This is a genomic window from Pseudomonas sp. NFXW11 (assembly GCF_049887815.1).
GTDB lineage: Bacteria > Pseudomonadota > Gammaproteobacteria > Pseudomonadales > Pseudomonadaceae > Aquipseudomonas.
In genome coordinates this window covers 181,053-206,775 of record NZ_JAGEKI010000002.1, presented here as the reverse complement: position 1 = coordinate 206,775, position 25,723 = coordinate 181,053, and the positions used below count along the sequence as shown (strand labels likewise).

Annotated in this window: 25 protein-coding genes and 1 pseudogene; 11 read left to right on the top strand and 15 right to left on the bottom strand. The window is 62.6% G+C overall.

Annotated features, from left to right (window positions below; translation table 11 throughout):
- Positions 1-20 precede the first annotated feature (20 nt).
- Both J4P02_RS04190 and J4P02_RS04185 read right to left on the bottom strand, forming a co-directional pair.
- Positions 21-1,379: a glutamine synthetase family protein gene (locus J4P02_RS04190; protein ID WP_426188063.1), complete on the bottom strand. Its 1,359-nt coding sequence runs from the start codon at positions 1,377-1,379 to the stop codon at positions 21-23.
- 38 nt (positions 1,380-1,417) lie between these two features.
- Positions 1,418-2,200, bottom strand: a complete 783-nt coding sequence (locus tag J4P02_RS04185) for a gamma-glutamyl-gamma-aminobutyrate hydrolase family protein (protein WP_426188061.1) — start codon at positions 2,198-2,200, stop codon at positions 1,418-1,420.
- Between the two features lie 278 nt (positions 2,201-2,478).
- Here J4P02_RS04185 and J4P02_RS04180 point away from each other — a divergent pair, with 278 nt between their 5' ends.
- Together J4P02_RS04180 and J4P02_RS04175 are read left to right on the top strand one after the other, a co-directional pair.
- Positions 2,479-3,855, top strand: a complete 1,377-nt coding sequence (locus tag J4P02_RS04180; protein WP_426188059.1) for a glutamine synthetase family protein — start codon at positions 2,479-2,481, stop codon at positions 3,853-3,855.
- Positions 3,856-3,970: 115 nt separating this feature from the next.
- Positions 3,971-4,609: a TetR/AcrR family transcriptional regulator gene (locus J4P02_RS04175; protein WP_426188057.1), complete on the top strand. Its 639-nt coding sequence runs from the start codon at positions 3,971-3,973 to the stop codon at positions 4,607-4,609.
- Here the strand turns inward: J4P02_RS04175 and coaA are convergent.
- The 11 genes from coaA to argE form a co-directional block, all read right to left on the bottom strand.
- Complete coding sequence (coaA, locus tag J4P02_RS04170) at positions 4,606-5,523, bottom strand: type I pantothenate kinase (RefSeq protein WP_426188055.1); 918 nt, start codon at positions 5,521-5,523, stop codon at positions 4,606-4,608. The two genes, J4P02_RS04175 and coaA, sit on opposite strands and share 4 nt — an antisense overlap.
- Positions 5,524-5,642: 119 nt before the next feature.
- A complete protein-coding gene (locus J4P02_RS04165) occupies positions 5,643-5,858 on the bottom strand; it encodes a TOBE domain-containing protein (protein ID WP_011064106.1) in 216 nt (71 codons plus the stop codon).
- 109 nt (positions 5,859-5,967) lie between these two features.
- Positions 5,968-6,774, bottom strand: coding sequence for an aliphatic sulfonates ABC transporter ATP-binding protein (gene ssuB, locus J4P02_RS04160; RefSeq protein ID WP_426188053.1), 807 nt, complete (start codon positions 6,772-6,774; stop codon positions 5,968-5,970).
- Complete coding sequence (gene ssuC, locus J4P02_RS04155; RefSeq protein ID WP_426188051.1) at positions 6,771-7,559, bottom strand: aliphatic sulfonate ABC transporter permease SsuC; 789 nt, start codon at positions 7,557-7,559, stop codon at positions 6,771-6,773. The genes ssuB and ssuC overlap by 4 nt, the downstream gene beginning before the upstream one ends.
- Before the next feature lie 9 nt (positions 7,560-7,568).
- Positions 7,569-8,717 (bottom strand): FMNH2-dependent alkanesulfonate monooxygenase, encoded by a 1,149-nt coding sequence (gene ssuD / locus J4P02_RS04150; protein WP_426188049.1) that lies wholly within the window; start codon positions 8,715-8,717, stop codon positions 7,569-7,571.
- 24 nt (positions 8,718-8,741) lie between these two features.
- Positions 8,742-9,707, bottom strand: coding sequence for a sulfonate ABC transporter substrate-binding protein (locus tag J4P02_RS04145; RefSeq protein WP_426188047.1), 966 nt, complete (start codon positions 9,705-9,707; stop codon positions 8,742-8,744).
- A 90-nt stretch (positions 9,708-9,797) separates the two neighbouring features.
- Positions 9,798-10,391 (bottom strand): NADPH-dependent FMN reductase, encoded by a 594-nt coding sequence (ssuE, locus tag J4P02_RS04140; RefSeq protein WP_426188045.1) that lies wholly within the window; start codon positions 10,389-10,391, stop codon positions 9,798-9,800.
- 315 nt (positions 10,392-10,706) lie between these two features.
- On the bottom strand, positions 10,707-11,345 hold the full coding sequence (locus J4P02_RS04135) for a peroxiredoxin (RefSeq protein ID WP_426188043.1): 639 nt from the start codon (positions 11,343-11,345) through the stop codon (positions 10,707-10,709).
- A 282-nt stretch (positions 11,346-11,627) separates the two neighbouring features.
- Positions 11,628-13,025 carry an OprD family porin gene (locus J4P02_RS04130; RefSeq protein WP_426188041.1) on the bottom strand — a complete coding sequence of 466 codons (1,398 nt, stop codon included), beginning with the start codon at positions 13,023-13,025 and terminating at the stop codon, positions 11,628-11,630.
- Between the two features lie 500 nt (positions 13,026-13,525).
- Positions 13,526-14,824 carry an amino-acid N-acetyltransferase gene (argA, locus tag J4P02_RS04125; protein ID WP_426188039.1) on the bottom strand — a complete coding sequence of 433 codons (1,299 nt, stop codon included), beginning with the start codon at positions 14,822-14,824 and terminating at the stop codon, positions 13,526-13,528.
- 136 nt (positions 14,825-14,960) lie between these two features.
- Positions 14,961-16,118: an acetylornithine deacetylase gene (argE, locus tag J4P02_RS04120; RefSeq protein ID WP_426188037.1), complete on the bottom strand. Its 1,158-nt coding sequence runs from the start codon at positions 16,116-16,118 to the stop codon at positions 14,961-14,963.
- Between the two features lie 159 nt (positions 16,119-16,277).
- On the opposite strand from argE, the gene J4P02_RS04115 reads away from it, so the two are divergent.
- Positions 16,278-17,645 (top strand): inorganic triphosphatase, encoded by a 1,368-nt coding sequence (locus J4P02_RS04115; protein ID WP_426188035.1) that lies wholly within the window; start codon positions 16,278-16,280, stop codon positions 17,643-17,645.
- Between the two features lie 6 nt (positions 17,646-17,651).
- On the opposite strand, the gene J4P02_RS04110 is transcribed toward J4P02_RS04115, so the two are convergent.
- Complete coding sequence (locus tag J4P02_RS04110; protein ID WP_426188033.1) at positions 17,652-18,122, bottom strand: Lrp/AsnC family transcriptional regulator; 471 nt, start codon at positions 18,120-18,122, stop codon at positions 17,652-17,654.
- A 124-nt stretch (positions 18,123-18,246) separates the two neighbouring features.
- Here J4P02_RS04110 and J4P02_RS04105 point away from each other — a divergent pair, with 124 nt between their 5' ends.
- The 7 genes and pseudogenes from J4P02_RS04105 to J4P02_RS04075 all read left to right on the top strand — a co-directional run bounded on the left by J4P02_RS04105 (position 18,247) and on the right by J4P02_RS04075 (position 23,929).
- A complete protein-coding gene (locus J4P02_RS04105) occupies positions 18,247-18,570 on the top strand; it encodes a hypothetical protein (protein ID WP_426188031.1) in 324 nt (107 codons plus the stop codon).
- Between the two features lie 103 nt (positions 18,571-18,673).
- Entirely contained in the window at positions 18,674-20,437 is a 1,764-nt protein-coding gene (locus tag J4P02_RS04100; protein WP_426188029.1) for a GspE/PulE family protein, read from the top strand.
- Between the two features lie 69 nt (positions 20,438-20,506).
- A pseudogene (locus tag J4P02_RS04095) lies at positions 20,507-21,256 on the top strand (HAMP domain-containing protein); the annotation flags it as partial.
- Positions 21,248-22,111: a methyl-accepting chemotaxis protein gene (locus J4P02_RS04090; RefSeq protein ID WP_426188615.1), complete on the top strand. Its 864-nt coding sequence runs from the start codon at positions 21,248-21,250 to the stop codon at positions 22,109-22,111. The pseudogene J4P02_RS04095 and the gene J4P02_RS04090, both read left to right, overlap by 9 nt.
- Before the next feature lie 49 nt (positions 22,112-22,160).
- On the top strand, positions 22,161-23,081 hold the full coding sequence (locus J4P02_RS04085) for an SPFH domain-containing protein (RefSeq protein WP_426188027.1): 921 nt from the start codon (positions 22,161-22,163) through the stop codon (positions 23,079-23,081).
- A gap of 10 nt (positions 23,082-23,091) precedes the next feature.
- Positions 23,092-23,541: an NfeD family protein gene (locus J4P02_RS04080; protein ID WP_426188025.1), complete on the top strand. Its 450-nt coding sequence runs from the start codon at positions 23,092-23,094 to the stop codon at positions 23,539-23,541.
- Positions 23,542-23,611: 70 nt separating this feature from the next.
- Complete coding sequence (locus tag J4P02_RS04075) at positions 23,612-23,929, top strand: DUF2388 domain-containing protein (protein WP_426188023.1); 318 nt, start codon at positions 23,612-23,614, stop codon at positions 23,927-23,929.
- A gap of 71 nt (positions 23,930-24,000) precedes the next feature.
- On the opposite strand, the gene J4P02_RS04070 is transcribed toward J4P02_RS04075, so the two are convergent.
- Positions 24,001-24,675, bottom strand: coding sequence for a TetR/AcrR family transcriptional regulator (locus J4P02_RS04070; protein WP_426188021.1), 675 nt, complete (start codon positions 24,673-24,675; stop codon positions 24,001-24,003).
- A 140-nt stretch (positions 24,676-24,815) separates the two neighbouring features.
- Between J4P02_RS04070 and phlG the strand changes: the two genes are divergently transcribed.
- Entirely contained in the window at positions 24,816-25,700 is an 885-nt protein-coding gene (gene phlG / locus J4P02_RS04065) for a 2,4-diacetylphloroglucinol hydrolase (protein ID WP_426188019.1), read from the top strand.
- Positions 25,701-25,723: the final 23 nt, after the last annotated feature.

The window sequence follows — 25,723 nt, the reverse complement described above, 5'->3', positions numbered from 1 at the left end:
GGGAAGCGGCGCCCGGCGCATCAGACGGCGAACAGCAGGAATTCCCGCTCCCACGAACTGATCACGCGCTTGAAGTTTTCGTGCTCGGCCCGCTTCACCGCGACGTAGCCGGTGATGAACTTCTGGCCCAGGTACTTCTCGATGGTCTTGCTGTTTTCCATGCGCTCCAGGGCATCCTCGATGGTCAGCGGCAGGCGCAGATTGCGTCGCTCGTAGCCACGACCGACCACCGGCGCGCTCGGGTTGTGGCCCTCGACCATGCCGATGAAGCCGCACAGCAGGCTGGCGGCGATCGCCAGGTAGGGGTTGGCGTCGGCACCTGGCAGGCGGTTTTCCACCCGGCGGTTCTGCGGCCCGGCATCCGGTACCCGCAGGCCCACGGTGCGGTTTTCCTCGCCCCACTCGACATTCACCGGCGCCGAGGTATCGGGCAGGAAGCGGCGGAACGAGTTGACGTTGGGGGCGAACAGCGGCAGCAGCTCGGGGATGAACTTCTGCAAGCCGCCGATGTGGTTGAGGAACAGCTGGCTCATGGTCCCGTCTTCATTGGAGAAGACGTTCTTGCCGGTGTTGATGTCGATGATGCTCTGGTGTAGGTGCATGGCGCTGCCAGGCTCGCCGGTCATGGGCTTGGCCATGAAGGTGGCGGCCACATCATGCTTGAGCGCGGCTTCGCGCATGGTGCGCTTGAACACCAGGATCTGGTCGGCCAGGGACAGGGCATCGCCGTGACGGAAGTTGATCTCCATCTGCGCCGTACCGTCTTCGTGGATCAGGGTGTCGAGGTCCAGCTCCTGCAGCTCGCACCAGTCGTAGACGTCTTCGAACAGTGGATCGAATTCGTTGGCCGCCTCGATAGAGAACGACTGGCGACCGGTTTCCGGGCGCCCGGAGCGGCCGACGGGAGGCTGCAGCGGGTAGTCCGGGTCGTCACTGCGCTTGGTCAGGTAGAACTCCATCTCCGGCGCGACAATCGGCTGCCAGCCGTGATCGGCATAGAGCTTGAGGACCTTCTTCAGCACGTTGCGCGGCGACAGCTCAATGGGGTTGCCCTGCTTGTCGTAGGTGTCGTGGATCACCTGGGCGGTAGGCTCGATGGCCCAGGGCACCAGGTATACCGCGTTGTGGTCGGGACGGCAGACCATGTCGATGTCTGCCGGGTCCAGCAACTCGTAATAGATGTCGTCTTCGACATAGTCGCCGGTCACGGTTTGCAGCAGCACGCTCTCGGGCAGGCGCATGCCCTTTTCGGCGATGAACTTGTTGGTCGGCGAGATCTTGCCCCGGGTGATGCCGGTCAAGTCGCCGATCATGCATTCGACTTCTGTGATCTTGTGGTCTTTCAACCAATCGGTGAGCTGGTCGAGGTTGTTACTCATAAATGCCTCTAGGCTGAGTTTCCTGACTCTCTATTAAGTCAGGCCTTGTGTGACGCTTCGGCGTCGCGTTGTCTTGCCCGCTTGCGGCAGGCCTCCCCAAATGCCTGGAAGATGGCCAGGTAGTGAGGGTTGCAGCTTACCTGCCATTCGGGGTGCCATTGCACCCCCAAAGCAAAAGCCTTGCTGGCTTCGACAGAAACCGCTTCCACCAGGCCGTCGGGAGCCCGCGCCTCGACCCGCAGGCCCGGCGCCAGACACTCAATGCCCTGGGCATGAATCGAATTGACCTGGATTGTCTCCGGCAGGCCCATAGACGCCAGCAGGCCGCCAGCCTGGATGTGCAGATCGTGGGCCGGCGCGTACCAGGCATCCAGGGGCTGGTCGGGCACTTCATCGTGCCGGTGATCGAAGAAGGGCCCCACCTCATGCACCTGCTGATGCAGGCTGCCGCCCAGGGCCACGTTCATTTCCTGGAAGCCACGGCAGATGCCCAGCAGCGGAACCCCGGCGGCCACGGCGGCGGCCAGCAGCGGCAAGGTCGCCGCGTCCCGTGCAGAATCATGAGCAGTGCCCGGCGCGCTGGCCGGCCCCTGGTAATGGGAAGGTTCGATATTGGAAGGTGAACCGGTAAAGAGAAGGCCGTCCAGACCGTCCAGAATATCGGACGGGGAAATCAGCTCGGCCATGGATGCAAGGATTACCGGCAGGCCCTGGGCCGCACTGGCCACCGCCTGGACATACTCGTCGCCACTGATGTGATAGGCATGCAGACCGATCTGCCTGGAGCAGGCGGTGATGCCGATTAACGGCAGGCGAGACATGAAACACCCCGGTATTATTGCTGTTATGGGTTTGAATCGAGCTTAGCCTTGTTCATTTTTTTACACAACACCCCCGTAAAAAATACAACACGGCCCGCTCAAGCCTGCGGTACCCAAGGTGCTCGCAAGGTAAAAAACGCCCTGTTTTGCCGCAAAAGAGCCATGCCAGCCCTTTATTAGGGCGTAAAAGGCCTCGCTTGACTTCGGCATGCCGTTCGGGTTGACTGAAACCAGAAAAGATCAATGATTGATATTTTTAACAAAAAAGGTGTTGCATCATGTCGGTACCCCCGCGTGCCGTTCAGCTCAACGAAGCGAACGCGTTCCTTAAGGAACATCCTGAGGTTCTGTACGTTGACCTTCTGATTGCGGATATGAATGGTGTGGTGCGCGGCAAGCGCATCGAACGCACCAGCCTCCACAAGGTTTACGAGAAAGGCATCAACCTGCCGGCCTCCCTCTTTGCCCTGGATATCAATGGCTCTACGGTGGAAAGCACCGGCCTGGGCCTGGACATCGGCGACGCCGACCGGATCTGCTATCCAATCCCCGATACCCTGTGCAACGAGCCCTGGCAGAAGCGCCCGACCGCGCAACTGCTGATGACCATGCACGAACTCGAAGGCGATCCCTTCTTCGCCGACCCGCGAGAAGTACTGCGCCAGGTCGTGGCCAAATTCGACGAACTGGGGCTGACCATCTGCGCCGCGTTCGAGCTGGAGTTCTACCTGATCGACCAGGAGAATGTGAACGGCCGTCCACAGCCACCACGCTCGCCGATCTCCGGTAAACGTCCGCATTCCACCCAGGTTTACCTGATCGACGACCTCGACGAATACGTCGATTGTCTGCAGGACATTCTCGAAGGCGCCAAGGAACAAGGCATCCCGGCCGACGCCATCGTCAAGGAAAGTGCCCCGGCGCAGTTCGAAGTCAACCTTCACCACGTGGCCGACCCAATCAAGGCCTGCGACTACGCGGTACTGCTCAAGCGCCTGATCAAGAACATCGCCTACGACCATGAGATGGACACCACCTTCATGGCCAAGCCTTACCCAGGCCAGGCGGGCAACGGTCTGCATGTCCACATTTCGGTTCTGGATAAAGATGGCAAGAACATCTTTACCAGCGAGGATCCCGAGCAGAACGCCGCACTGCGTCACGCGATCGGCGGTGTGCTCGAGACCCTACCGGCGCAGATGGCTTTCCTCTGCCCGAACGTTAACTCCTACCGTCGTTTCGGCGCACAGTTCTACGTGCCGAACTCGCCGAGCTGGGGCCTGGACAACCGTACCGTAGCCATTCGCGTACCGACTGGTTCCGCTGATGCGGTACGCATTGAGCACCGGGTCGCCGGCGCCGACGCCAACCCGTACCTGCTGATGGCTTCGGTCCTGGCGGGCGTGCACCACGGTCTGACCAACAAGATCGAGCCTGGCGCGCCTACCGAAGGCAACTCCTACGAGCAGAATGAACAAAGCCTGCCGAACAACCTGCGTGATGCCCTGCGCGAGTTGGATGACAGCGAAGTCATGGCCAAGTACATCGATCCGAAGTACATCGATATCTTTGTCGCCTGCAAGGAAAGCGAGCTGGAGGAGTTCGAACACTCCATCTCCGACCTCGAGTACAACTGGTACCTGCACACCGTGTAAAAGCGGTCGCTGCAAACAACAACGCCGCGGAGCTCAACGCCCCGCGGTTTTTTTTTTTGCGTCAGTGATCACCGGCGCCTCGCGTACAATGCCCGCGGTCCATAAGGAGATACAGATGACGCGCACCGCTCCCCTTCGCAAACCCCGCGCCCGCAGCCAGGCCCGCATCGACTCGATCCTCGACGCCGCCCGCACCCTGCTGGCCAGCGAGGGCGTGGCCAGCCTGTCGATCTACAGCGTGGCCGACAGGGCGCAGATTCCGCCCTCCTCGGTCTATCACTTCTTCGCCAGTGTGCCGGCCCTGCTGGAAGCCCTGACCGCCGATGTCCACGCCGCGTTCCGTGCCTGCCTGCAAGCCCCTATCGAGCATGACCGGCTGGGCAACTGGCGCGACCTGTCACGCCTGGTGGAACAGCGCATGCTGGACATCTACGGCGAGGATGCCGCGGCCCGCCAACTGATCCTCGCCCAGCACGGCCTGACCGAAGTGACCCAGGCCGACCGCCAGCACGATATCGAGCTGGGGGACCTGATGCACAAGCTGTTCAATCAACACTTCGAGCTGCCGACCCTGCCCCAGGACGTGGACGTATTCGCCCTGGCTATGGAGCTGGGGGACCGGGTGTACGCGCGCTCGGTGCAGTTGCATGGGCAGATCACCCCACGCATGGCCGAGGAAGGCATGCGGGTGTTCGACGCCTACCTGGGGCTCTACCTGCCGCCCTACCTGGCCAAGCGCCCGGCCCCGCTCTAGACCTGCCGCAACAACAGGCGGTCGATGCTGTGGTCGGCCGACTTGTGGAGAATCAGGTTGGCCCGCTCCCGGGTCGGCAGGATATTTTCCACCAGGTTCTTCAGATTGACCCGATCCCAGGTATCGGACGCCACCGACAGCGCCTCGCTGTCGGAAAGCTCCTTGTACTTGTTGAAGTAAGAGTCTGCCGACTGGAAGGCAGTGTTCTTCAGGTAGACGAAACGCTCCAGGTACCAGGTCTTGATGGTGGCCTCGGCAGCATCGACGTAGATCGAGAAGTCGATGAAATCCAGCGGATTCGGGCCCGCCCCCTGCTCGCCCTGCAGCACATTCAAGCCTTCCAGGACGATGATGTCCGGCGCCTCCACCGACTGCATCTCATCGGCCAGGATGTCGTAGCGCACATGGGAATAGATGGGAATCCGCGTCGCTTGCCCGTCGCGGCACACCGCCTGGAGAAACTCCACGAACAACGGCTCATCGTAGGACTCGGGAAAACCCTTGCGATGCAGGATATTTTTCTCCTGCAGGGCCGCCAGCGGGAAAAGAAAGGAGTCGGTGGTCACCAGATGCACATTGGGCTTGCCCGGCCAATAGGCCAGCAACGCCGCCAGCACTCGGGCAAAACTGCTCTTGCCCACCGCCACGCTGCCGGAAATGCCGATCACATAAGGCGCCTTGAAACCTGTCGGCGAGCCTTTGCAGGCTTGCACCTGCGCCGCGTGCAAATGCAGCAGGCGCGACAGCGGCAGGAGGATCTGCCACACCTCGTCGGCCGCCATAGGCTGGGTCGGGCTGGTCAGCGAATCCATCTCGGATGCTGACAGACTCATAGGTTCAGCGGCCCGGAGAGCGGCCCAGTGGTCGCGATCAAACTCCAGAAACCCCACGTTTGGACCCTGCTCTGTTGTCATGTCTGTACTGTTCAGGCCTTGCCGAAAGCAGGGAAAGTATCAAATCTGACCGTTATTTACAGCGCCCATGAAAAAGCCCCGCAGGGCTGGCACCCTCCGGGGCTGTGCTATTGCCCTGTTCACAGCTTGGCGATCGACACCTCGGTGGACTTCACAAAGGCGATCACTTCGCTGCCGATGGACAGTTCCAGCTCCTTGACCGAACGGGTAGTGATCACCGAAGTGACAATCCCGGAAGCGGTCTGCACGTCGATTTCCGACAGCACATCGCCCTCGACTATCTCCTTGATGGTGCCCTTGAACTGGTTGCGTACGTTGATGGCTTTAATGGTCATGGTATTTCTCCTGGGGTCGAAAAACGGAGCTGCAAGCCTCAAGCGGTCAGCTGCAAGCAGAAGCACGACGCTCTTGCTTGCCGCTTGCAGCTGGAAACTCGCCGCTGCTCTAAAGCGCCCAACGCAATTGCGTGGGCAAGGGTGAAACGGGTTCCGGTTGCGGCGGTGCGCCGGGCAGTGACAACACACGATTGAGCACTTCGGCTTCCAGCGCCGCCAGGCGATGGGAACCCCGCACCCGCGGCCGCGGCAGCTCCACATGCAGGTCGAGGCCAACCTCGCCGTCCTCAATCAGGATCACCCGATCGGCAATCGCCACCGCCTCGCTCACATCGTGGGTCACCAGCAGCACGGTGAAGCCATGCTGTTGCCACAGGCCTTCGATCAATTGCTGCATCTCGATCCGGGTCAGGGCGTCCAGGGCCCCCAGCGGCTCATCCAGTAACAGCAGGCGCGGCTGATGGATCAGCGCTCGAGCCAGGGCCACCCGCTGCTTCTGGCCACCGGACAGCGCCGCCGGCCATTCATTGGCACGATCCGCCAGGCCCACGGCTTCGAGAGCCTCCAGGGCCTGAGGCCGCCAGTGGCCCTTGAGGCCCAGGCCAACGTTGTCGATGACCTTCTTCCAGGGCAGCAGGCGTGCCTCCTGGAACATCAGCCGGGTGTCGTCACGGGCTGCGCTCAAGGACCCAGAGCCCGCCAGCAACTCGCCGCCTGTGGGCTGGTCGAGACCGGCCAGCAGGCGCAGCAAGGTGCTTTTGCCGCAACCGCTGCGCCCCACCACCGCAACGAACTGACCGGCAGGAATATGCAGGTCGATTTCCCGCAGCACCTGGCGCGAGCCAAAGGTTTTCTGCAATTTGCGCACGGCCAGGGGAATGCCCCGCAACAGCCGTGGAGGTTGTTGAGCCGTCATTGGGCACCACCCCTGGCCACTTGGTAGGCCGGATGCCAGCGCAGCCAGGCCCGCTCCAGGCCCCGTGCGGTCAGGTCCGCCAGCTTGCCGAGCAGCGCATACATGACGATCGCCAGTACCACCACATCGGTTTGCAGGAACTCCCGGGCATTCATCGCCAGGTAGCCGATGCCGGAACTGGCGGAAATGGTTTCGGCGACGATCAGCGTCAGCCACATCAGCCCCAGGGCAAACCGCACCCCCACCAGGATCGAGGGCAAGGCCCCCGGCAGGATCACCTGGCGAAACAGCGCGAAGCCGGACAGGCCATAGCTGCGGGCCATCTCCACCAGCGCCGGGTCGACATTGCGAATGCCGTGGTAGGTATTGAGGTAGATCGGGAACAGGGTGCCCAGGGCCACCAGGAAGATCTTCGCCGACTCATCGATGCCGAACCACAGGATCACCAGCGGGATCAGCGCCAGGTGCGGCACATTGCGGATCATCTGCACCGAGCTGTCCAGCAGGCGCTCGCCCCATGTCGACAGGCCGGTGATAAAACCCAGGGCCAGGCCAATGCCGCCACCGATGACGAACCCCAGCCCCGCACGCCAGCCGCTGATGGCCAGGTGGCTCCAGATATCGCCACTGCGCACCAGGCTGATCCCGGCTTCGATCACCGCGCTCGGCGCCGGCAGGATACGGGTCGATAGCCAACCCGCCGACACTGACAACTGCCACACCGCGAGCAGCAGCAACGGCAACCCCCAGGGCGCCAGCCGTTGCACTATGCGTTGTCCACTCATGGCCACACCTCAGCTCTGGGACGCGGCTTTGGGGATGATGTCGTTGGCCACCATCTCGCCAAACGGGCTGACATAACCGGCGGCTTCAGGCAGCTTGGGGCGCTCGATATCCAGGTGCGGGAACAGCAGCTCGGCCACCCGGTAGGACTCTTCCAGGTGTGGATAACCGGAGAAGATAAAGGTATCGATGCCCAGGTCCGCATACTCTTGCATCCGCGCCGCCACCGTGGGGCCGTCGCCCACCAGGGCGGTGCCGGCCCCACCGCGCACCAGGCCGACGCCGGCCCAGAGGTTGGGGCTGACTTCCAGCCGGTCGCGACGCCCGCCATGCAGCGCGGCCATGCGTTGCTGGCCCACCGAGTCGAAGCGCGCCAGAGAGGCTTGGGCCCGAGCGATGGTGTCGTCGTCCAGATGGGAGATCAGGCGCTCGGCGGCCTGCCAGGCCTCGGCGTTGGTTTCCCGCACAATCACATGCAGACGGATGCCAAAGCGCACCGTGCGCCCGAGCTTGGCGGCCTTTTCCCGTACCTGCTGGATCTTCTGGGCCACCGCAGCCGGCGGCTCGCCCCAGGTCAGGACCATTTCCACCTGCTCGGCGGCCAGGTCCTGGGCAGCTTCCGAAGAGCCGCCAAAGTACAGCGGCGGGCGGGGTTGTTGCAGTGGCGGATAGAGCAGCTTGGCGCCCTTCACGCTGATGTGCTGGCCGTCGTAGTCCACGGTTTCGCCTTCCAGCACCCGGCGCCAGATACGGGTGAACTCCACCGAGGCCTGATAGCGCTCTTCGTGATCGAGGAACAGGCCGTCACCGGCCAGCTCATCCGGATCACCGCCGGTCACCAGGTTGAACAGCGCGCGGCCGCCGGACAGCCGGTCCAGGGTCGCCGCCTGGCGCGCTGCTACGGTCGGGGAGATGATCCCCGGGCGCAGCGCCACCAGGAACTTCAGGCGTTGGGTCACCGGAATCAGCGAGGCCGCCACCAGCCAGGAGTCCTCGCAGGAGCGTCCGGTGGGGATCAGCACGCCGCCAAAGCCCAGGCGGTCGGCGGCCTGGGCGATCTGCGTCAGGTAGGCATGATCGACAGCGCGTGCGCCTTCGGCGGTGCCAAGGTAATGGCCGTCGCCGTGGGTGGGCAGAAACCAGAAAATATTCAGGCTCATGGAGTGGTCTCCTAAGGGGTCGGGTTACGGCGCTTTGGCCACAGCGGCGGTGGGCGTCCAGATCACGTCTTTGATGCTCAGTGGCTTGGGAATCAGCTTGAGCTGGTAGAAGCTGTCGGCGATCTTCTGCTGCGCAGCGATCACTTCCGCGGTCAGGAAGCCGGCACCGTAGCCCTGGCGCTTCACCGAGGTCAGGGTGATGTCGGCTGGCAGGCCCAGGAGCGGCGCCACCTGCTGGGTGACCTCCTGCGGGTTGGACTTGGACCACTCACCCACCGCCCGCACTTCTTCCACCAGGGCGGTGATCACCTCGGGGTGTTGCTGGGCATAGGGCTTGGTGGCCAGGTAGAACTGATGGTTGTCGACGATGCCGCGGCCATCACGCAGGGTGCGCGCCTGCAACTGCTGCTCGGCGGCGGCCTGGTAGGGGTCCCAGATCACCCAGGCATCGACGCTGCCACGCTCGAAAGCGGCGCGGGCATCGGCCGGGGGCAGGAACACGGTCTGGATATCGCTGTATTTCAGACCTGCGTCTTCCAGGGCGCGGACCAGCAGGTAATGGACGTTGGAGCCCTTGTTGAGCACCACCTTCTTGCCCTTGAGGTCCTGCACCGACTGGATCGGCGAGCCTTTGGGCACCAGGATCGCCTCGCTGCCTGGGGCTGGCGGTTCATAGGCGACATAGAGCAAGTCGGCACCGGCCGCCTGGGCGAATACCGGCGGGGTTTCGCCGGTCACGCCGAAGTCGATGGAGCCGACATTCAGCCCTTCCAGCAACTGCGGGCCGCCGGGAAACTCGGTCCACTGCACGTCGACACCCTGCTGCGCCAGGCGCTTCTCCAGGGTGCCCTTGGCCTTGAGCAGCACCAGGGTGCCGTACTTCTGATAGCCGATCCGCAGGGTTTCGGCTTGAGCTTGAACGATGGCGCCGAAGGACACAGCCGCAGCAAACAGAGCGACCAGACCTCGACGCAAAATGACCGGGCGCATGGCGCTCTCCTTTTTGCAATGGGGTTGTGGCTGCACCTGCTTGCCCGTTGGCGGGCGAGTAAGGCCAGTACTTCAAATCAGGGGCGTGGCTCAGATGCTCCAGCGAGCACTCAACAGACGTTCATTCAACAGATGCGGGTCCAGCGGCTTGGGACGCCGCGCCATGGCGCTGTGGAACTGCTCCAGGGCTTCCCGCAAGCGTTGCTCCAGGGCCTCGGCCAGTTGCGGCTGGGCACTGCCCTCGCCATAGGCGATCTGGCTGTCCTCGGCAAAGATGCCCTGGAGCATTTCCTGGGCCTTGAGCGCCGAGAGCACCGGCTTGAGGGCGTAATCCACCGCCAGCATATGGGCGATGCTGCCGCCGGTGGCCATGGGCAGCACCACCTTGTGGCTCAAGGCGCGTTCGGGCAGCAGGTCGAGCAGGGTTTTCAGCGCCCCGGAGAACGAGGCCTTGTACACCGGAGTGGCGATCAGCAGGCCGTCGGCCTGTTCGATCTGTTGCAGCAGGTCGATGACCTTGGGGCTGTCGAAGCGCGCGTGGAGCAAGTCCTCGGCCGGGAAATCCCGTACCTGGTAACTCACCACTTCCACGCCTTGCTGCTGTAACCAGCGTTTGGCCAACTCCAGCAGCACCCCGGAACGGGAGCGTTGGCTGGGACTGCCACCGAGAGAGACCACCAGCATGCAGGGGATTCCTTGAACTAAAGAAAGCGATTCGCGGGATGCGATCTCGCCGGACTGAAGAGACCTTAACAGTCTATTTTTATATCCATAAATCTTATTTTTTTATTTGTTTATTCCTTATATGAATATAAGAAACAACAACTCACAGGCAAAAAAACAGGCCGTCGAAACGGCCCGAAACCCCCTGCTTTATGGATCTGTTACCCCCGCGCTTTGCGTAGGAGCCGGCTTGCCCGCGAAAAGGCCGTCAAACCTTGCATCAGCCTCGCAAGCGCCTTCGCCGGCAAGCCGGCTCCTACGCCAGGTGATTAATAGTCAACGATTGGGTTGCGGCGTCAGACGCAGGTAGGGCTTCACTGCGCGATAGCCCTTGGGAAAGCGGCGCTTGATCTCTTCCTCGTCCTTGAGCGACGGAACAATCACCACCTCGTCACCGTCCTCCCAGTTGGCCGGGGTGGCCACCTTGTAGTTATCGGTGAGTTGCAGCGAATCGATCACCCGCAGGATCTCGTTGAAATTGCGCCCGGTGCTGGCCGGGTAGGTGATGGTCAGGCGGATCTTCTTGTTCGGGTCGATAACGAACAGCGAGCGCACGGTCAGGGTGTCGCTGGCATTGGGGTGGATCAGGTCGTAGAGATCAGAGACCTTGCGATCGGCATCCGCCAGGATCGGAAAGTTGACGAGGGTGTGCTGGGTTTCGTTGATGTCCTCGATCCAGCGGTGATGGGAGTCCACCGGGTCCACCGAGAGGGCGATGGCCTTGACCCCGCGCTGGGCGAACTGCTCCTTGAGCTTGGCGGTAAAGCCCAGCTCGGTGGTGCACACCGGGGTGAAGTCCGCCGGATGGGAAAACAGCACGCCCCAGCTGTCGCCCAGCCACTCGTGGAAACGAATCTTGCCGGCGCTGGAATCCTGTTCGAAGTCGGGGGCGATATCGCCGAGTCTGAGGCTCATGGGTGCTGCTCCTGTGAGTGCGTTATGGGCCTACTCTGCCTGCACAGGGATTTATTTAAAAAGAATAAATATCGATTTATTAATAGCCATTTTGCATATTAAAAATCTCTTCACTGGACGCACAGGCAGCCGCAGACCACCCTGCCAGGCAAGGTTCGAGAAGGCCTTGAGTCGCTGTAGACGCTGTAGAAAGAGGGGAACTCAGGAAGGGCTCACGGGGGTGGGCCTGACTTGACGCAACACCTCGCCCGGCATTGCGCCGGGCGAGGTTTTATCACGCTATTACAGCAGCGGGATCGAGTAGCTGACGATCAGGCGGTTTTCGTCCTGGTCGCGCTGGCCCGGGATGTCGTTACGCCACATGGCGTTTTTCCAGGTCAGGCCAAGGTTCTTCAGTGGGCCTTGCGGAACCACGTAAGACAGGGTCAGGTCGCGCTCCCACTCGGTGCCGCCAGTACCCAAGGTAGTCACTTGAGCAGAACCAACTTTACCAGCGGTGTTGATGTTGTTGCCGCGCAGGTAAATGATGCCAGCGGTCAGGCCAGGCACACCGACCTTGGCGAAGTCATAGGCGTAGCGAGCCTGCCAGGTACGCTCGCCGGCACGGGCGAATTTCTGGATCTGCATGTCGGTGATGGTGCTGTTGGACGAGCCGTCACCCTGGTTCAGCCAAGGGAAATCGCTGTCACCATTGCTGTACTGATAGCCACCGCCGAAGGTGTGACCTTCAACCGAGTACAGCGCCAGATAGCTGTACAGGTTGTTGTCGACTTTACCCTTGGTGATTGCCGACAGGCCTTTGTCCGGGTAGTAGCCGGTGGTGTAGTAGGCTGCGGTGTCGCCGTTGGAGCCGTTGTCGCGGCTGCGGTAGTAGCGCAGGTCGCTTTTCAGCACGCCAGGACCGATCGACCAGTTATGCACCAGGCCCAGGAAATTCTGCGAGTAGAAGTCTTTCAGCTCGCCGTAGTAGTACGAAGCGGTCAGATCTTTGGTGATCTTGTAGTCGGCACCACCATAGTAGAACTTGTTGCTGAACTTGCCGGCGTCGTAGTTGGAGCTGGCGTTGGCACCAGCGATCGACAGGCCTTCATTGTTAGTCGAGTTACGCCCTTTGGCGTGTTCAATCTGACCGGCAGTCAGGGTCAGGTCCTTGATCTCGTTCGAAGTGATCTGGCCACCCTGGAAGGTTTGTGGCAGCAGACGACCGTCGTTGTACTTGATCACCGGGTTGTTCGGTTGCAGGGTGCCAATCTTCAGCTCGGTCTGGGAAACCTTGACCTTGCCGGTCAGGCCCAGGCTGGAGAAGTCGTTCACGGCTTCAGCATTGTTGCCACTGCTGGAATGGGTCGGGAATACCGTACCGCCGGAAGAGGTCTTGGTCGCGCCGTTGGTGCCACCACCGGAATCCAGGCGCACGCCCAGCAAGCCGATTGCATCCAGACCGAAACCTACGGTGCCCTGGGTGTAGCCGGAGGTGAAGTTGAAGATGAAGCCTTGGCCCCACTCTTCCTGTTTGTTCTGCGCTTTGGCGGCTTTGGTGTCACCATCGCGGTTATCGGTATTGATATAGAAGTTACGCAGCCCCAAGGTGGCCTTGCTGTCTTCAACAAAACCGGCGGCGCCTGCCTGCTGCGCCAAAACCCCTACGGCCACAGCCAGGGCCAAGGTGGACTTGTTCATGTATCGCTCCTCTCGTTTCTAATTCTTGTGGTTCCTGGCCCCAGATCGAACGTCCGGGTGCCACAGATGCGCGATTAGCGCCAGACCGTGACTGATAAGTCAATCGTAACGATCTGTGTCTACGACCATGGTCTAATCGCCGTTATTTGGTCCATGCAGGGTAATGAATTACTCATAAACCCAAAAAGAATTGTTTAATTCTTTTTCATACCTTTCAGGAATAAAGCTCGCTACTGTCAAACGCAAAGTCCCAGCCTAGACACTTGCAAGCTTATTTCTGAAAACTATTTTCCTGCTTCAGCCCCCAAGATCCCCCGCGCCTACGGGCGCAAAACGTCATCCAGGATCAAAAAAGCGACGCAATCATGGCGAAGAGCCTATCCTCCCGTCAATTTGTTACAGTTTTTGTGTCGAAATGAAATTTTTCTGACATGTGCATAAAACACCAACGCCTCGATCCCAGGATCGAGGCGTTGGTGTTTGCAGAACCGAAGAAGGATTCAGAGGGCCTTTTCGAAGATCTTCGAATTGCGCTGATAGTTGTACAGCGAAGCCCGCGCCGAAGGCAGGCGCTCGACGCTGCTGGGCACAAAACCCCGCTCGCGGAACCAATGGGCAGTGCGGGTGGTGAGCACGAACAGGGTCTTCAAGCCCTGGGCCCGGGCCCGGGCTTCGATGCGCTCGAGCAATTCATCACCGCGCCTGCCGTGGCGATACTCAGGGTTCACCGCCAGGCACGCCAGCTCACCGGCATCGGAATCGGCAATCTGATACAGCGCCGCGCAGGCGATGATCATGCCTTCGCGCTCGACCACGCTGAACTGCTCGATCTCGCGCTCCAGCACCTCGCGGGAGCGCCGCACCAGAATACCCTGCTCTTCCAGCGGGCTGATCAAGTCCAGCAGGCCGCCAACGTCTTCGATCGCCGCCTCGCGTACCCGCTCGAACTGCTCCTGAGCCACCAGGGTGCCGCCGCCATCACGGGTGAAGAGTTCGGTGAGCAAGGCACCGTCTTCGGCATAGCTGACGATATGACTGCGCCCCACTCCGCCCCGGCAGGCTTCGGCGGCGGCATCCAGCAGCTCGGCCTGATAGTTGGCGCCCAGGCGTTGCAGGTGCGCCGGTACCTGCTGCGGACGCAGCTCGCGTACCAGCTTGCCGTTTTCATCCAGCAGCCCCGGATCGGCACCGAACAGCAGCAGCTTGTCAGCCCCCAAGTCGATGGCGGCGCGGGTGGCCACGTCTTCGCAGGCCAGGTTGAAGGTTTCCCCGGTAGGCGAGTAGCCCAGGGGCGACAGCAGCACGATGGAGCGCTCGTCCAGCAGGCGGTTGATGCCCTTGCGATCGACCCGGCGAACTTCGCCGGTGTGGTGATAGTCGACCCCCTCCAGCACGCCGATCGGCCGTGCGGTTACCAGGTTGCCGCTGGCCACCCGCAGCCGCGAGCCCTGCATCGGCGACGAGGCCATGTCCATGGACAGCCGCGCCTCGATGGCAATGCGCAACTGGCCCACGGCGTCGATCACGCATTCCAGGGTCGCGGCGTCGGTGATCCGCAGGCCGTGATGGTAATGCGGGGTCAGGCCGCGGGACGCCAGGCGCGCTTCGATCTGCGGGCGCGAACCGTGTACCAGCACCAGGCGCACCCCCAGGCTGTGGAGCAGCACCAGGTCGTGGACGATATTGCCGAAATTGGGGTGTTCAACGCCGTCGCCGGGCAGCATCACCACGAAGGTGCAGTCACGGTGGGCGTTGATATAGGGAGACGCGTGGCGAAGCCAATTGACGTATTCGGGCATGAACCTGAGCCTGTAATAAGAAGCAGCCTATAAAAGGACGAAACGGAAAAACGCACAGCGGGCTGATGGTTATCGTCGAAACAGGCTTGGCAACACGCTTACTCTCCTCATGGGTACGGACAGGGGCGCCGGCAATTTACTGAAATTGGGCCGGCGTCAGGCAGTAATGTTCAATCAATTCCCGTAGTAGATGCACGGTAGGCTGCAAGCGTGACATTTCCAGGTATTCCCCCGGCTGGTGGGCACAGGCGATATCCCCGGGGCCGAGCACCAGGGTCTCGCAGCCAAGGCGCTGAAGATAAGGTGCTTCGGTGCCAAAGGCTACTGCTTCGGCGCGATGTCCGGTCAGGCGCTCCGCCACCCGGACCAACTCGGCATCCTCGGGCTGCTCGAACGGCGGCACGGCAGGAAACAGCGGCGCATAGTCGATCTGCACCTCGTGGCGCTCGGCAATCGGCCGCAGCTTCTGGGCAATGGCATCGCGCAGGGCCTGCGGGTCCATGCCCGGCAGGGGCCGCAGGTCGAACTCCAGGGAACACTGGCCACAAATACGGTTGGGATTGTCGCCACCATGGATGCAGCCGAAGTTCAGGGTTGGCTGCGGCACGCTGAACTGCGGATTGCGAAACTCCCGCTGCCACGCCAGGCGCAGCCCGCGCAGCTCGCCTATGGCGTCGTGCATCGCCTCCAGAGCACTGCGGCCCAGGCTCGGGTCCGAGGAGTGGCCGCTGCGGCCGAGAATATCGATGCGCTCCATCATCACCCCCTTGTGCAGGCGAATCGGCTTGAGGCCCGTGGGCTCGCCGATCACCGCCGCGCGCCCCAGGGGTCGCCCGGCCTCGGCCAGGGCTCGCGCCCCGGCCATGGAGCTTTCCTCATCGCAGGTGGCAAGCACCAGCAGCGGCTGCTTGAAGGGCTGGTCCAGCAAGGGCCGCACCGCCTCGATGATCAGGGCGAAAAAGCCCTTCATATCGCAACTGCCCAGGCCCACCCAGCGGCCGTCGACCTCGGTCAGTTGCAACGGATCGGTCTGCCACAGCGCGCTGTCGTAGGGCACGGTATCGCTGTGTCCAGCCAGCACCAGGCCGCCGGGCCCACTGCCGAAACTGGCCAGCAGGTTGAATTTGCCGAGGCTGACCTGCTGGATATCGCAAGCGAACCCGAGATCGCCCAGCCAGCCGGCCAACAGGTCGATGACTGCACGGTTGGACTGGTCCAGCGCCGCTTGGGTGCAGCTCACCGAAGGCGTGGCGATCAGTGCGGCGAACTGCTGCTTCATGGACGGCAATGGCATGAGCGGGCTCCGGGAGTTCCAAGGTGGAGCTCATCATAGAGGCATCTCGCCAGAGGAAGGAACCGCCGTGGCGCCTCCGGGCGCCGGGTCCTGTACACTGCACGGCCTTGGCAGCCAACATCTCCTGCGGCTGCACTCCCGATCCTGGATTTTCCGGCCATGCAGAAAGAAACCGAAATCAAACTCCGCGTCAGCCGCGAAACCCTCGCCGCCCTGCGCGAGCACCCGCTGCTGAAAAAACGCAACAAAAGTGGCTGGGAACGCCGTGAACTGATGAACCAGTACTTCGACACCCCGGAGCGCGACCTGGCCCGGGCCAAGGTCGCCCTGCGCCTGCGCCGCGACGGCGACGTGGTGATCCAGACCCTGAAGACCAGCGGTCAGAGCGTCGCCGGCCTGTCCGAACGCAACGAATACGACTGGCAACTGGCCAAGGCCAAGCTCGACCTGAAGAAGCTCGAAGGCGACTGCTGGCCCGAAGCCCTGGCCGAGCTGGACAAGAAGAGCCTCAAGCCGCTGTTCACCACCGACTTTGTCCGCGAGCGTGCGGAAATCGCCTGGGGTCGTGGCAAGGCCAAGGTGGTGATCGAGGCCGCCCTGGACCTGGGCCAGGTGATTGCCGGCAAGCACAAGGAAGAAATCTGCGAACTGGAACTAGAACTGCGTGAAGGCGAGCCGGCCGCCCTGCTGGAACTGGCGGCGGAACTGGCCCTGACCCTGCCGCTGATGCCCTGCGATATCAGCAAGGCCGAACGCGGCTATCGCCTGTTTGATGCCGGCAGCTACTCGCTGAGCCTGCCCGCGCCACAACTGAGCGCCGAAACGCCCCTGGATGACGCCTTCGCCGCCCTGGCCTGGCATCTGCTGGGCAGCAGCCAGCGCCTGGCCGAGCAGTATCGCTTCAATGGCCACTGGCGCCTGCTGCAGGACTGGGTGGACAACCTCGCCGAACTGCGAGCCCTGACCAGCAGCCTGGGCCAGGCCGCGCCGCGCCAGTCCAGCGCCGAGCTGCGCAGCGCCCTGGATGCCCTGCTGGAAGACTGGCGGCCACTGGTGCAAGCCGGCCTCGACGATGAAGACGTGCGCAAGGCCGCACCGGAGCAATTCCTCGAAGAGCTGCAGGACGTACGCTGGGGCCTGTTCTCCCTGAACACTTCGCGCTGGCTGCTGGCCCGCGCCTGGAGCGCCGAGCGCAACACCCGCGGTAACCGTCAGGGCGCCGCACAACTGGCCAGCTGGCTACCGCGCCTGCTGGCCGAGGAAGCCTCTTCCCTGCAATTGCCGCGCTACCAGCAGCAACCCGAAGACCTGGCCGAGCAGCTGCCGCGTATCGAGCGCATCCAGGCCTGGCTGCACCATGCCCGTAACGTGCTGGAAATCCCGGAGCTGGACCGTCTTTACGGCGAACTGAACAAACTGGTGCAACTGGCCAACGAGCCGATCAGCGACGAAGTGCTGGACGCGCGCAAGCAGCAAGCCATCGCGGTGTTCCAGAACCGCGCCTGGAAAACCCTGCTGCGCCTGTAATTCCTCTCAGCGCGCCAGCGGCAGACTGGTGGTGGACTTGATCTCCGAAAGGGCGACGATCGAGTTCACCTCCTGGATGCCCGGCACATTGGACAGCTTCTCGAAGAAGAAGCGTTCATAGGCCTCGATATCGGCGGTGACGATGCGCAACAGAAAGTCCACCGCCCCCATCAGCACATAACACTCCAGCACCTCCGGAAACTCGCGGATCGCCTCGGTGAATTCGGTGAAGTTGGAGCGCCCGTGGGCGTTGAGCTTGACCTCAGCGAAGATCTGCGTGTTGAGGCCAATCTTCTTGCGGTCAAGCAGGGTCACCTGACCACGAATCACCCCCTCATCCTTCAAGCGCTGAATCCGCCGCCAGCACGGCGACTGGGAGAGCCCTACCCGCTCGGCGATCTGTGCGCTGGAAAGCGCCGCATCCTCCTGCAGCAGGGCAAGAATCCGCCGATCGTAGACATCCAGCTCGCTTTGCATAATCAATCCCCCAAAAAACACAATTCAGAATCGTTCAATTCGTATTTATTGCAATACGCTGCATCTTAGATAAGAAATGCCCGCAATCTAATGCAAAAATTTCTCCACTGACCTGGAGACCGCCATGCCCCCTCTCGACCACAGCCCTGCCCCCCGCGCCGATGTCTGGCATGTCGACAACAGCCACTGCCCCGTGCATTACCAGGTCACGGCCGAAGCCGAGGCCGATGTCCTGTGCCGAGTGCTCAACCATTTCGCCCTGCAGTTCCTGGTGCCGCAGCGCGTCACGGTGGTCCAGGAAGACGCCATGTTGCATATCGACATGCAACTCGACGGTCTGAGCTGGCACCGGGCCCGGGTGATCGGCGACAAGCTGCGCAACCTGATCAGCGTCGCTTCGGTGCAGTTGCAACGGGCACAGCCGTCGCACCTGCAAGCCGCTAGCTGAGCTCGGTAAAACCTCGCAATCCTTGGCCGCCAGCCCTCAGGCCCGGCGCGACTATCCTTGGCGATGGGTGATCAGGACCCTGGATCCCGACCAAGGAAGCCCCATGAGCGCAGTGCAGAATTTCCCGGACCGTTGGCTGCAACTGGGCGAATTGCTGGATCAGTTGCTGGCCCAGGGCTGTATCAGCCAGGAAGCCGCCGATCAGGCAATCACCGCCCGCCAATACGGGACCGACAACAGCCAGCATCCGCTGGAACTGATCGCCAGCCTGAACCTGCCCGACCTGCAGCAGCCAGGAAAACAGCTGGACCTGGAACAGCTCAGCGCCTGGCTGGCCCGGCAAGCCGGCCAGCCCTATATGCGCATCGACCCACTGCGGATCGACGTCGTCCGGGTCACCCCGCTGATGTCCCATGCCTTTGCCCGCAGGCACCGCATCCTCGCCTTGGCGCTGGATGCCCAAGGCCTGACCGTGGCCAGCGCCCAGCCTTATGTGCGCAGCTGGGAGACGGACCTGGCCCGAGTGCTCAAACGCCCGATCCGCCGGGTGGTGGCCAACCCGCAGGAAATCGCCCGCCTGACCCAGGAGTTCTATCGCCTGGCCCGCTCGGTCAGCGGCGCCAGCCAGCAGCAGGCCAGCAGCCCGGACACTGTCGAGGCGACGCCGAAGTTCGGGGCCGACGCCACGGACGACGCCCATGTGGTGAATATCGTCGACTGGCTGTTGCAGTACGCCTTCCAGCAACGGGCCAGCGATATTCATCTCGAGCCGCGCCATGAACACGGCAGCCTGCGCTTGCGCATCGACGGCGTGCTGCACCACGCCTATCAGTTCCCGCCCCAGGTGACCCTGGCCATCGTCAGCCGCCTCAAGGGCCTGGGACGGATGAACATCGCGGAAAAACGCAAACCCCAGGACGGCCGGGTCAGAACCCGTACCCCCGCGGGCGACGAGGTGGAACTGCGGCTCTCGACCCTGCCCACGGCCTTCGGCGAGAAACTGGTGATGCGCCTCTTCGACCCCCAGGTTCTGGGCAAGAGCTTCGACCAGCTGGGGTTCTGCGCCGAAGACCTGGACCGCTGGCAGGCCATGAGCGCCCAGGCCCACGGCATGATCCTGGTGACCGGCCCCACCGGTTCAGGCAAGACCAGCACCCTCTACGCCACTCTCAAGCAACTGGCTTCTTCCGAGGTCAACCTGTGCACCATCGAAGACCCGATCGAGATGATCGAACCGGCGTTCAACCAGATGCAGGTCCAGCACAATATCGACCTGGATTTCTCCAGTGGCGTGCGGGCGCTGCTGCGCCAAGACCCGGACATCATCATGATCGGCGAGATCCGCGACCTGGAAACCGCCAGCATCGCCATCCAGGCAGCGCTGACCGGGCACCTGGTGCTGTCCACCCTGCACACCAGCGACGCCCCCGGAGCCATCAGCCGGCTGCTGGAACTGGGCGTGCCGCACTACTTGATCAGGGCCACGCTGATCGGGGTCATGGCCCAGCGCCTGGTGCGGGTCTTGTGCCCGCACTGCAAGGCGCCCGCCGAACTGGCCGCGGACGCCTGGCACAGCCTGGTCCAACCCCAGCCATGGCCACCGCCGACGCTCAGCCAGCGCGCCGTGGGCTGCACGGAGTGCCGGGGCAGCGGTTATCACGGGCGCACCGGAGTCTACGAAATCATGCCGCTGAATGCCCGGCTCAAGGCCCTGATCCAGGCCGACCTCGACCTCGCCAGCCTGCGCCGCCAGGCCTGCGAGGACGGCATGCGCAACCTGCGCCAGGCCGCGGCGCACAAGGTCGCGCAGGGCCTGACCAGCCTCGAGGAAGTGCTGCGGGTAATCCCCCATAACGAACATCAATAGCTCGCCAAAGGCGAACCACGCGCGCTGAACTACGCTCTAACCACCGCCGCAACGAGCAGGGAGCCGGGCATGAATATTCGTCACAATCTGATCACCAGCGGGGTTATCAGCCTGCTGGCCATTGCCCTGGTGGCCGGCCTTGGCCTGTGGGGCCAGTCGCGTCTGGCCAAGGCGCTGGGGGACAACGAACTGAATGCCAGCGCCCTGCGCAATCACCTGGAAGCCGACATGATGCACGACGCCCTGCGGGCCGATGTGCTCGAAGCCCTGAGCAGCGAGGGTAACGCCAGCACCGCAGAAGAGGTGCGCAACAGCCTGCGCGAGCACGGCGACTGGTTCCGCAAGGCCCTGGCGGAAAACGCCCGGCTGCCCCTGGCGCCGGAAATCCGCGCCGCCATCGGCGAATTGCAGCCGGTGCTGGAAAAGTACATCCAGGCCGCGCAAAGCATTGCCGAGCAGGCCCTCAAGGACCCTCAGGCCGCGCGCCTGCAGATGCCCGAGTTCTCCCAGCGTTTCAGCGAGGTGGAAACTCGCAATACTGCCCTCAGCAGCCTGATCGAAAGCAGCACCGCGCAAACCCGCGAACGCGGAGAGCATGCGGTCAAGCAGGCCACCTGGTGGCTGCTCGGCGGCAGCCTGATCGCCGCCCTGGCCCTGGGCCTGCTGACCCGCCAGTTGCTCAACCGGGTGCTCAAGCCGCTGGAGAAATCCGTGTCCACCGCGCGGGCCATCGCCCAGGGCAACCTGACCACCCCCATCAGTGTCGACAGCCGGGACGAAGCCGGGCAGTTGCAGCAGGCCCTGGGCGAGATGCAGGAAAACCTGCGGCAGATGATCACCACCATTCGCCATGAGAGCGAGGAGTTGCGCGGTCGCTCCCACAGCCTCAGCGATACCTCGCTGAGCATTGCCGATGGCGCCACCGAACAGGCCGACGGCGCCACCAACATGGCCGCCGCCATGGAGCAGATGATCAGCAATATCGCCCAGGTCGCCGAGCATGCACGCAATGCCCAGGGTATTGCCGCCCAGTCCGAGTCCCTGGCCGGCAGCGGCGGCCAGGTGATTCTCGGAGTCGTGGACGGCATGAGCCATATTGCCGAAGCGGTGAACCAGTCGTCCCAGAGCATCACCGCCCTGGGCCAGTCCTCGGAGGAGATCCATTCGATCATCCAGGTAATCAACGGCATCGCCGAGCAGACCAACCTGCTGGCCCTGAATGCCGCCATCGAAGCGGCCCGGGCCGGCGAGGCCGGGCGTGGGTTCGCCGTGGTCGCCGATGAGGTGCGTAACCTGGCGGCACGCACGGCGCACTCCACCCGAGAGATCACCGGCATGATCGAACGCATTCGGGAAACCACCGAACAGGCGGTGAGCAGCATGCAAACCGGGGTCAGCCGGGTCAATGACGGGGTGCACATGGCCCAGCAAGCAGGCACGTCGATCAACGAGATTCGCCAGGGCGCCCAGCGTTCGGCGCTGATGGTGGGGGAGATCTCCCACACCATCGGCGAGCAGTCCAAGGCCAGTGGCGAAGTGGCGCAGCGGGTGGAAATGATCAGCCAGGTGGCGCGGCGCAATAGCCAGGCCATGCGCGAGCTGACCCAGACCGTGGAACAGATGGAAAGCTCCGTGGCCACCCTGCAGACCTCGGTCACGCGCTTCCAGTTATGAAGGCTCCATACCCCAAGACGATTGATCAATATTCGAGCAGGTGAACGTAATGCAGACTGGCAGCGTGCTGTTTCTTTTCGTCGGCCTGGCGGTGGCCCTGGTGTTCATGGGTTTCAAGGTCGTGCCCCAGGGGTTCCAGTGGACCGTGGAGCGTTTCGGCCGCTACACCAACACCCTCAAGCCGGGGCTCAATATCATCATTCCGGTGATGGACCGCATCGGGCGCAAGATCAACGTCATGGAAAGCGTGCTGGACATTCCGCCCCAGGAGGTCATCACCGCCGACAACGCCACGGTGCAGATCGACGCCGTGTGCTTCTTCCAGGTGGTCAACGCCGCCCAGGCCGCCTATGAGGTGAACAATCTCGAGCACGCCATCCGTAACCTGTTGCAGACCAATATCCGCACCGTGCTCGGTTCCATGGAGCTGGACGCGATGCTCAGCCAGCGTGATGCAATCAACGAGAAACTGCTGAAAACCGTCGACGAGGCCACCGCACCCTGGGGCATCAAGATCACCCGGATCGAAATCAAGGACATCAGCCCGCCCACCGACCTGATGGCCGCCATGTCCGGGCAGATGAAGGCCGAGCGGGTCAAGCGCGCGCAGATCCTCGAGGCCGAGGGCCTGCGGGCGGCGGCCATTCTCACCGCCGAGGGCAAGAAACAGGCACAGATCCTCGAAGCCGAGGGCGAGCGCCAGGCGGCCTTCCTCGAAGCCGAGGCCCGGGAACGCCAGGCCGAGGCCGAAGCCCGCGCCACCCAGGTGGTGTCCGAGGCGATCGCCAGCGGCAACGTCCAGGCGATCAACTACTTCGTGGCGCAGAAATACGTCGACGCCCTGGCCAAGCTGGCGTCGGCCAACAACAGCAAGGTGATCCTGATGCCTCTGGAGGCCAGCCAGGTCATAGGCGCCGTAGGCGGCATCGGCGAGATAGTCAAAGCCACGTTCGACGGCAAGAAGGCCTGAGGCGCTCTCCATGTTGGCTTTTGTGCAAGGCATATCGTTCTGGGACTGGCTGGCGCTGGGCACCGTGCTGCTGATTCTCGAAGTGTTCGGCGCCGGCGGCTACCTGCTGTGGATCGGCCTGGCCGCTGCGGCCGTGGGCGTCCTGAGCTTCCTGATACCCGGCCTGGGGTGGGAAGTGCAGTTCTTCCTGTTCGGCCTGCTGTCGGTACTCACCGCGCTCTACTGGTGGCGCCGCCAGCGCACTGTGGTGCGCTCCAGCGAGCAGCCGAACCTCAACCTGCGGGGCCAGGAACTGATCGGCAAGACCTTCGTGGTGCAGCAGGCGATCGTCAACGGCCGCGGGCGGATCAAGGTTGCCGATGGGGTGTGGATCGCCAAGGGCGCCGACGCACCGGTGGGCGCCCGGGTAAGGGTGGTGGGCCAGGAGGGCGCGGTTCTGCTGGTCGAAAACCTCGACTGAGCGGTCACGGAACTACCAGGGGTTATCTAGAATCAAAAGGTGCAGTTCCCCCTCGTTGGAGTCACCCATCATGCGTCTGAAAATAGCTGTCGCCACCCTTGCCCTGCTGTCTCTTCCCGTTGGTTCGGCAATGGCCGACACCTTCTGGCGTAACGTCATTTCCTCCGGTGCCACCACCGGCTCCACCTACCTGACCTTCAAGGACCACAAGCTGATCGTCGCTGCCCAGGACGACGCCGGCAGCTTCGTGGCCAGCGAAGGCAGCATCCGTGGCCCTTACCTGGAAGCCGCGATGCAGAAGGTTCGCGCCGACAATCCTGGCCTCAAGGCCACCGATATGGAGCTGGCCAACGCCATCCTGGCGAAAAACGCCGTGGCTGAAGAATAAGCGCCGTACCAGGGAAGGGACGACAGCCAACGCCGACCTCAGGGTCGGCGTTTTTTTGCCCGCAAGGCACTCTAGAGCGCCTTGGCGGCCCCGGAAACCGCCTGCAGGCCGGCCCGGGCGTAATTCATCATGTGCTCGATCAGCGCCGGCGGGTCGAGTTCCAGGCCCGGCAGCACGTTGCGCGCCAGCGGCTCATGGGCGATCAGCAGAAACAGGCAAGGCGCAAACACGCTGACCGCGCTGCGCAAGGTGGCCGGATCGTCCGGCGGCAACTGCATGATCTGGCCGAGGATCTCGCGCACTATCTTCGCCTTGGGAAAGGCCTGCTCCTCGAGCACCTCCGGCAGCACCGAGGATGGCGACAGCAGCTCGCGGGTCAGCACTTTCAGCGCCCAGCCCTCGCGCTGATTGCCCAGCCCTCCGATCAGTACAGTGATGATCGCCCGCAGCTTGTCCTCGGGGCTGGCGGGGCTTTCGCTCAGGCTGATCATGGTCTCGATCCTCACCAGGCGATCGTGGGCCTCGTGCAGCACCGCCCGGTACAGGCCGTCCTTGTTCTCGAAGTGGTAGTTGACCGAGGCGTTGTTGGCCCTGGAGCTCTCGCAGATCTGCTTGCTGGTGGTGTTGGCATACCCCAGCTCGGCGAAAAGCTGGCCGGCCGTTTCCAGAATCTGCTGGCGAGTCGCCTGACCATCCTGACGTGGCGCGCGGGCCACGACTGTCTGCGGGGAAACGGGAACGACCATAGGTTCTCTCATTAATTTAAATTCAAATTTGACTTTTAGTTATGGACTGCTTAGATACAAAGCGCCAGTTTCTCCCTCAACCCGGAGCCGGGCCCCCAGAGAAATGGCCAATACCGTCGATCAAGCCAGAGGATATCAGCATGGAAGCGCGCGTCATGACCCCCTTCACCTACTTCTCGTTACCCATGCAGAAGCTCTTCCTGCGCAACCAGGCCGCAGTCAAGAACAAGCCCTACGCCAAGTATTTCCGTTCGGAGATGAAAGTGCCGCTGGCCGCCGTCCGCAAGATCCAGCAAGGCCCCATGGACCTCAAGGACACCCTGACACCCAGCGTCGAGGACATCAATCGCCTGCTCGACCCGGACTTCGTCAGCGAAGAGTCCGGCTACGCCCTGCTGCCGGGCCCCATGGCCTACGTGCAAAGCCGCAAGTTCTTCCCCGGCTGCACCGCGCAGATGTTCAAGTGGTGGTTCATGTGGCACCCGGCGGAAGCCGAGCGCTACACCCTGTGGTTTCCCTATGCCCATGTCAGCAACCCCTGCGTGAACCATCAGCGCCTGTGTGATGAATCCCTGAGTTTCGAAGAGCGGTTGTACGGCAACACTTTCTGCGCATCGGAGTATGTCGGCGACCGCCTGATGCACTTGCATATCGACTTCCAGGAACCGGCCAGCCTCGGCCTGAACCCCGATCTGTACCGTGAAGCGAAAATCGACGGCAGCGTCAGCGCCCTGATGAGCCTGGCCGATCATCCGCAGGTACCCGTGTCACTGATGGTGCATCTGTTCAAGGAAGTGCCTGGCGGCATGTACCTGACCAGCCGTTACTGGGTCGGCTCGCACCCTTCAATGGCCCGCTTTCCGGGGGCAGAAAAAGCCGCGGCGCTGCTCAAGGAAACGGGCCTGGGTGAAACCGAGCTGGAAACCCTGGCCTATGAATTCGCCGTGCACGACATGTGCGAGTTCAATCACCTGGCCAGCTTTCTGCCAGACCTGTATCGGGAGTTCGGCAGCGCCGCAATCTGAAGCAAAAACCCCGAAGCCCGCGA

Coding starts and splice junctions, on each gene's coding strand:
- phlG (WP_426188019.1), top strand. CDS start 24,816: ATGGAAGCGCGCGTCATGACCCCCTTCACCTACTTCTCGTTACCCATG.
- J4P02_RS04180 (WP_426188059.1), top strand. CDS start 2,479: ATGTCGGTACCCCCGCGTGCCGTTCAGCTCAACGAAGCGAACGCGTTC.
- J4P02_RS04080 (WP_426188025.1), top strand. CDS start 23,092: ATGTTGGCTTTTGTGCAAGGCATATCGTTCTGGGACTGGCTGGCGCTG.
- J4P02_RS04185 (WP_426188061.1), bottom strand. CDS start 2,200: ATGTCTCGCCTGCCGTTAATCGGCATCACCGCCTGCTCCAGGCAGATC.
- J4P02_RS04100 (WP_426188029.1), top strand. CDS start 18,674: ATGAGCGCAGTGCAGAATTTCCCGGACCGTTGGCTGCAACTGGGCGAA.
- argE (WP_426188037.1), bottom strand. CDS start 16,118: ATGCCATTGCCGTCCATGAAGCAGCAGTTCGCCGCACTGATCGCCACG.
- J4P02_RS04105 (WP_426188031.1), top strand. CDS start 18,247: ATGCCCCCTCTCGACCACAGCCCTGCCCCCCGCGCCGATGTCTGGCAT.
- J4P02_RS04070 (WP_426188021.1), bottom strand. CDS start 24,675: ATGGTCGTTCCCGTTTCCCCGCAGACAGTCGTGGCCCGCGCGCCACGT.
- J4P02_RS04145 (WP_426188047.1), bottom strand. CDS start 9,707: ATGCGCCCGGTCATTTTGCGTCGAGGTCTGGTCGCTCTGTTTGCTGCG.
- J4P02_RS04090 (WP_426188615.1), top strand. CDS start 21,248: ATGCAGGAAAACCTGCGGCAGATGATCACCACCATTCGCCATGAGAGC.
- J4P02_RS04165 (WP_011064106.1), bottom strand. CDS start 5,858: ATGACCATTAAAGCCATCAACGTACGCAACCAGTTCAAGGGCACCATC.
- coaA (WP_426188055.1), bottom strand. CDS start 5,523: ATGACAACAGAGCAGGGTCCAAACGTGGGGTTTCTGGAGTTTGATCGC.
- argA (WP_426188039.1), bottom strand. CDS start 14,824: ATGCCCGAATACGTCAATTGGCTTCGCCACGCGTCTCCCTATATCAAC.
- J4P02_RS04085 (WP_426188027.1), top strand. CDS start 22,161: ATGCAGACTGGCAGCGTGCTGTTTCTTTTCGTCGGCCTGGCGGTGGCC.
- ssuC (WP_426188051.1), bottom strand. CDS start 7,559: ATGAGTGGACAACGCATAGTGCAACGGCTGGCGCCCTGGGGGTTGCCG.
- ssuB (WP_426188053.1), bottom strand. CDS start 6,774: ATGACGGCTCAACAACCTCCACGGCTGTTGCGGGGCATTCCCCTGGCC.
- J4P02_RS04130 (WP_426188041.1), bottom strand. CDS start 13,025: ATGAACAAGTCCACCTTGGCCCTGGCTGTGGCCGTAGGGGTTTTGGCG.
- J4P02_RS04190 (WP_426188063.1), bottom strand. CDS start 1,379: ATGAGTAACAACCTCGACCAGCTCACCGATTGGTTGAAAGACCACAAG.
- J4P02_RS04135 (WP_426188043.1), bottom strand. CDS start 11,345: ATGAGCCTCAGACTCGGCGATATCGCCCCCGACTTCGAACAGGATTCC.
- J4P02_RS04075 (WP_426188023.1), top strand. CDS start 23,612: ATGCGTCTGAAAATAGCTGTCGCCACCCTTGCCCTGCTGTCTCTTCCC.
- J4P02_RS04110 (WP_426188033.1), bottom strand. CDS start 18,122: ATGCAAAGCGAGCTGGATGTCTACGATCGGCGGATTCTTGCCCTGCTG.
- J4P02_RS04115 (WP_426188035.1), top strand. CDS start 16,278: ATGCAGAAAGAAACCGAAATCAAACTCCGCGTCAGCCGCGAAACCCTC.
- ssuD (WP_426188049.1), bottom strand. CDS start 8,717: ATGAGCCTGAATATTTTCTGGTTTCTGCCCACCCACGGCGACGGCCAT.
- J4P02_RS04175 (WP_426188057.1), top strand. CDS start 3,971: ATGACGCGCACCGCTCCCCTTCGCAAACCCCGCGCCCGCAGCCAGGCC.
- ssuE (WP_426188045.1), bottom strand. CDS start 10,391: ATGCTGGTGGTCTCTCTCGGTGGCAGTCCCAGCCAACGCTCCCGTTCC.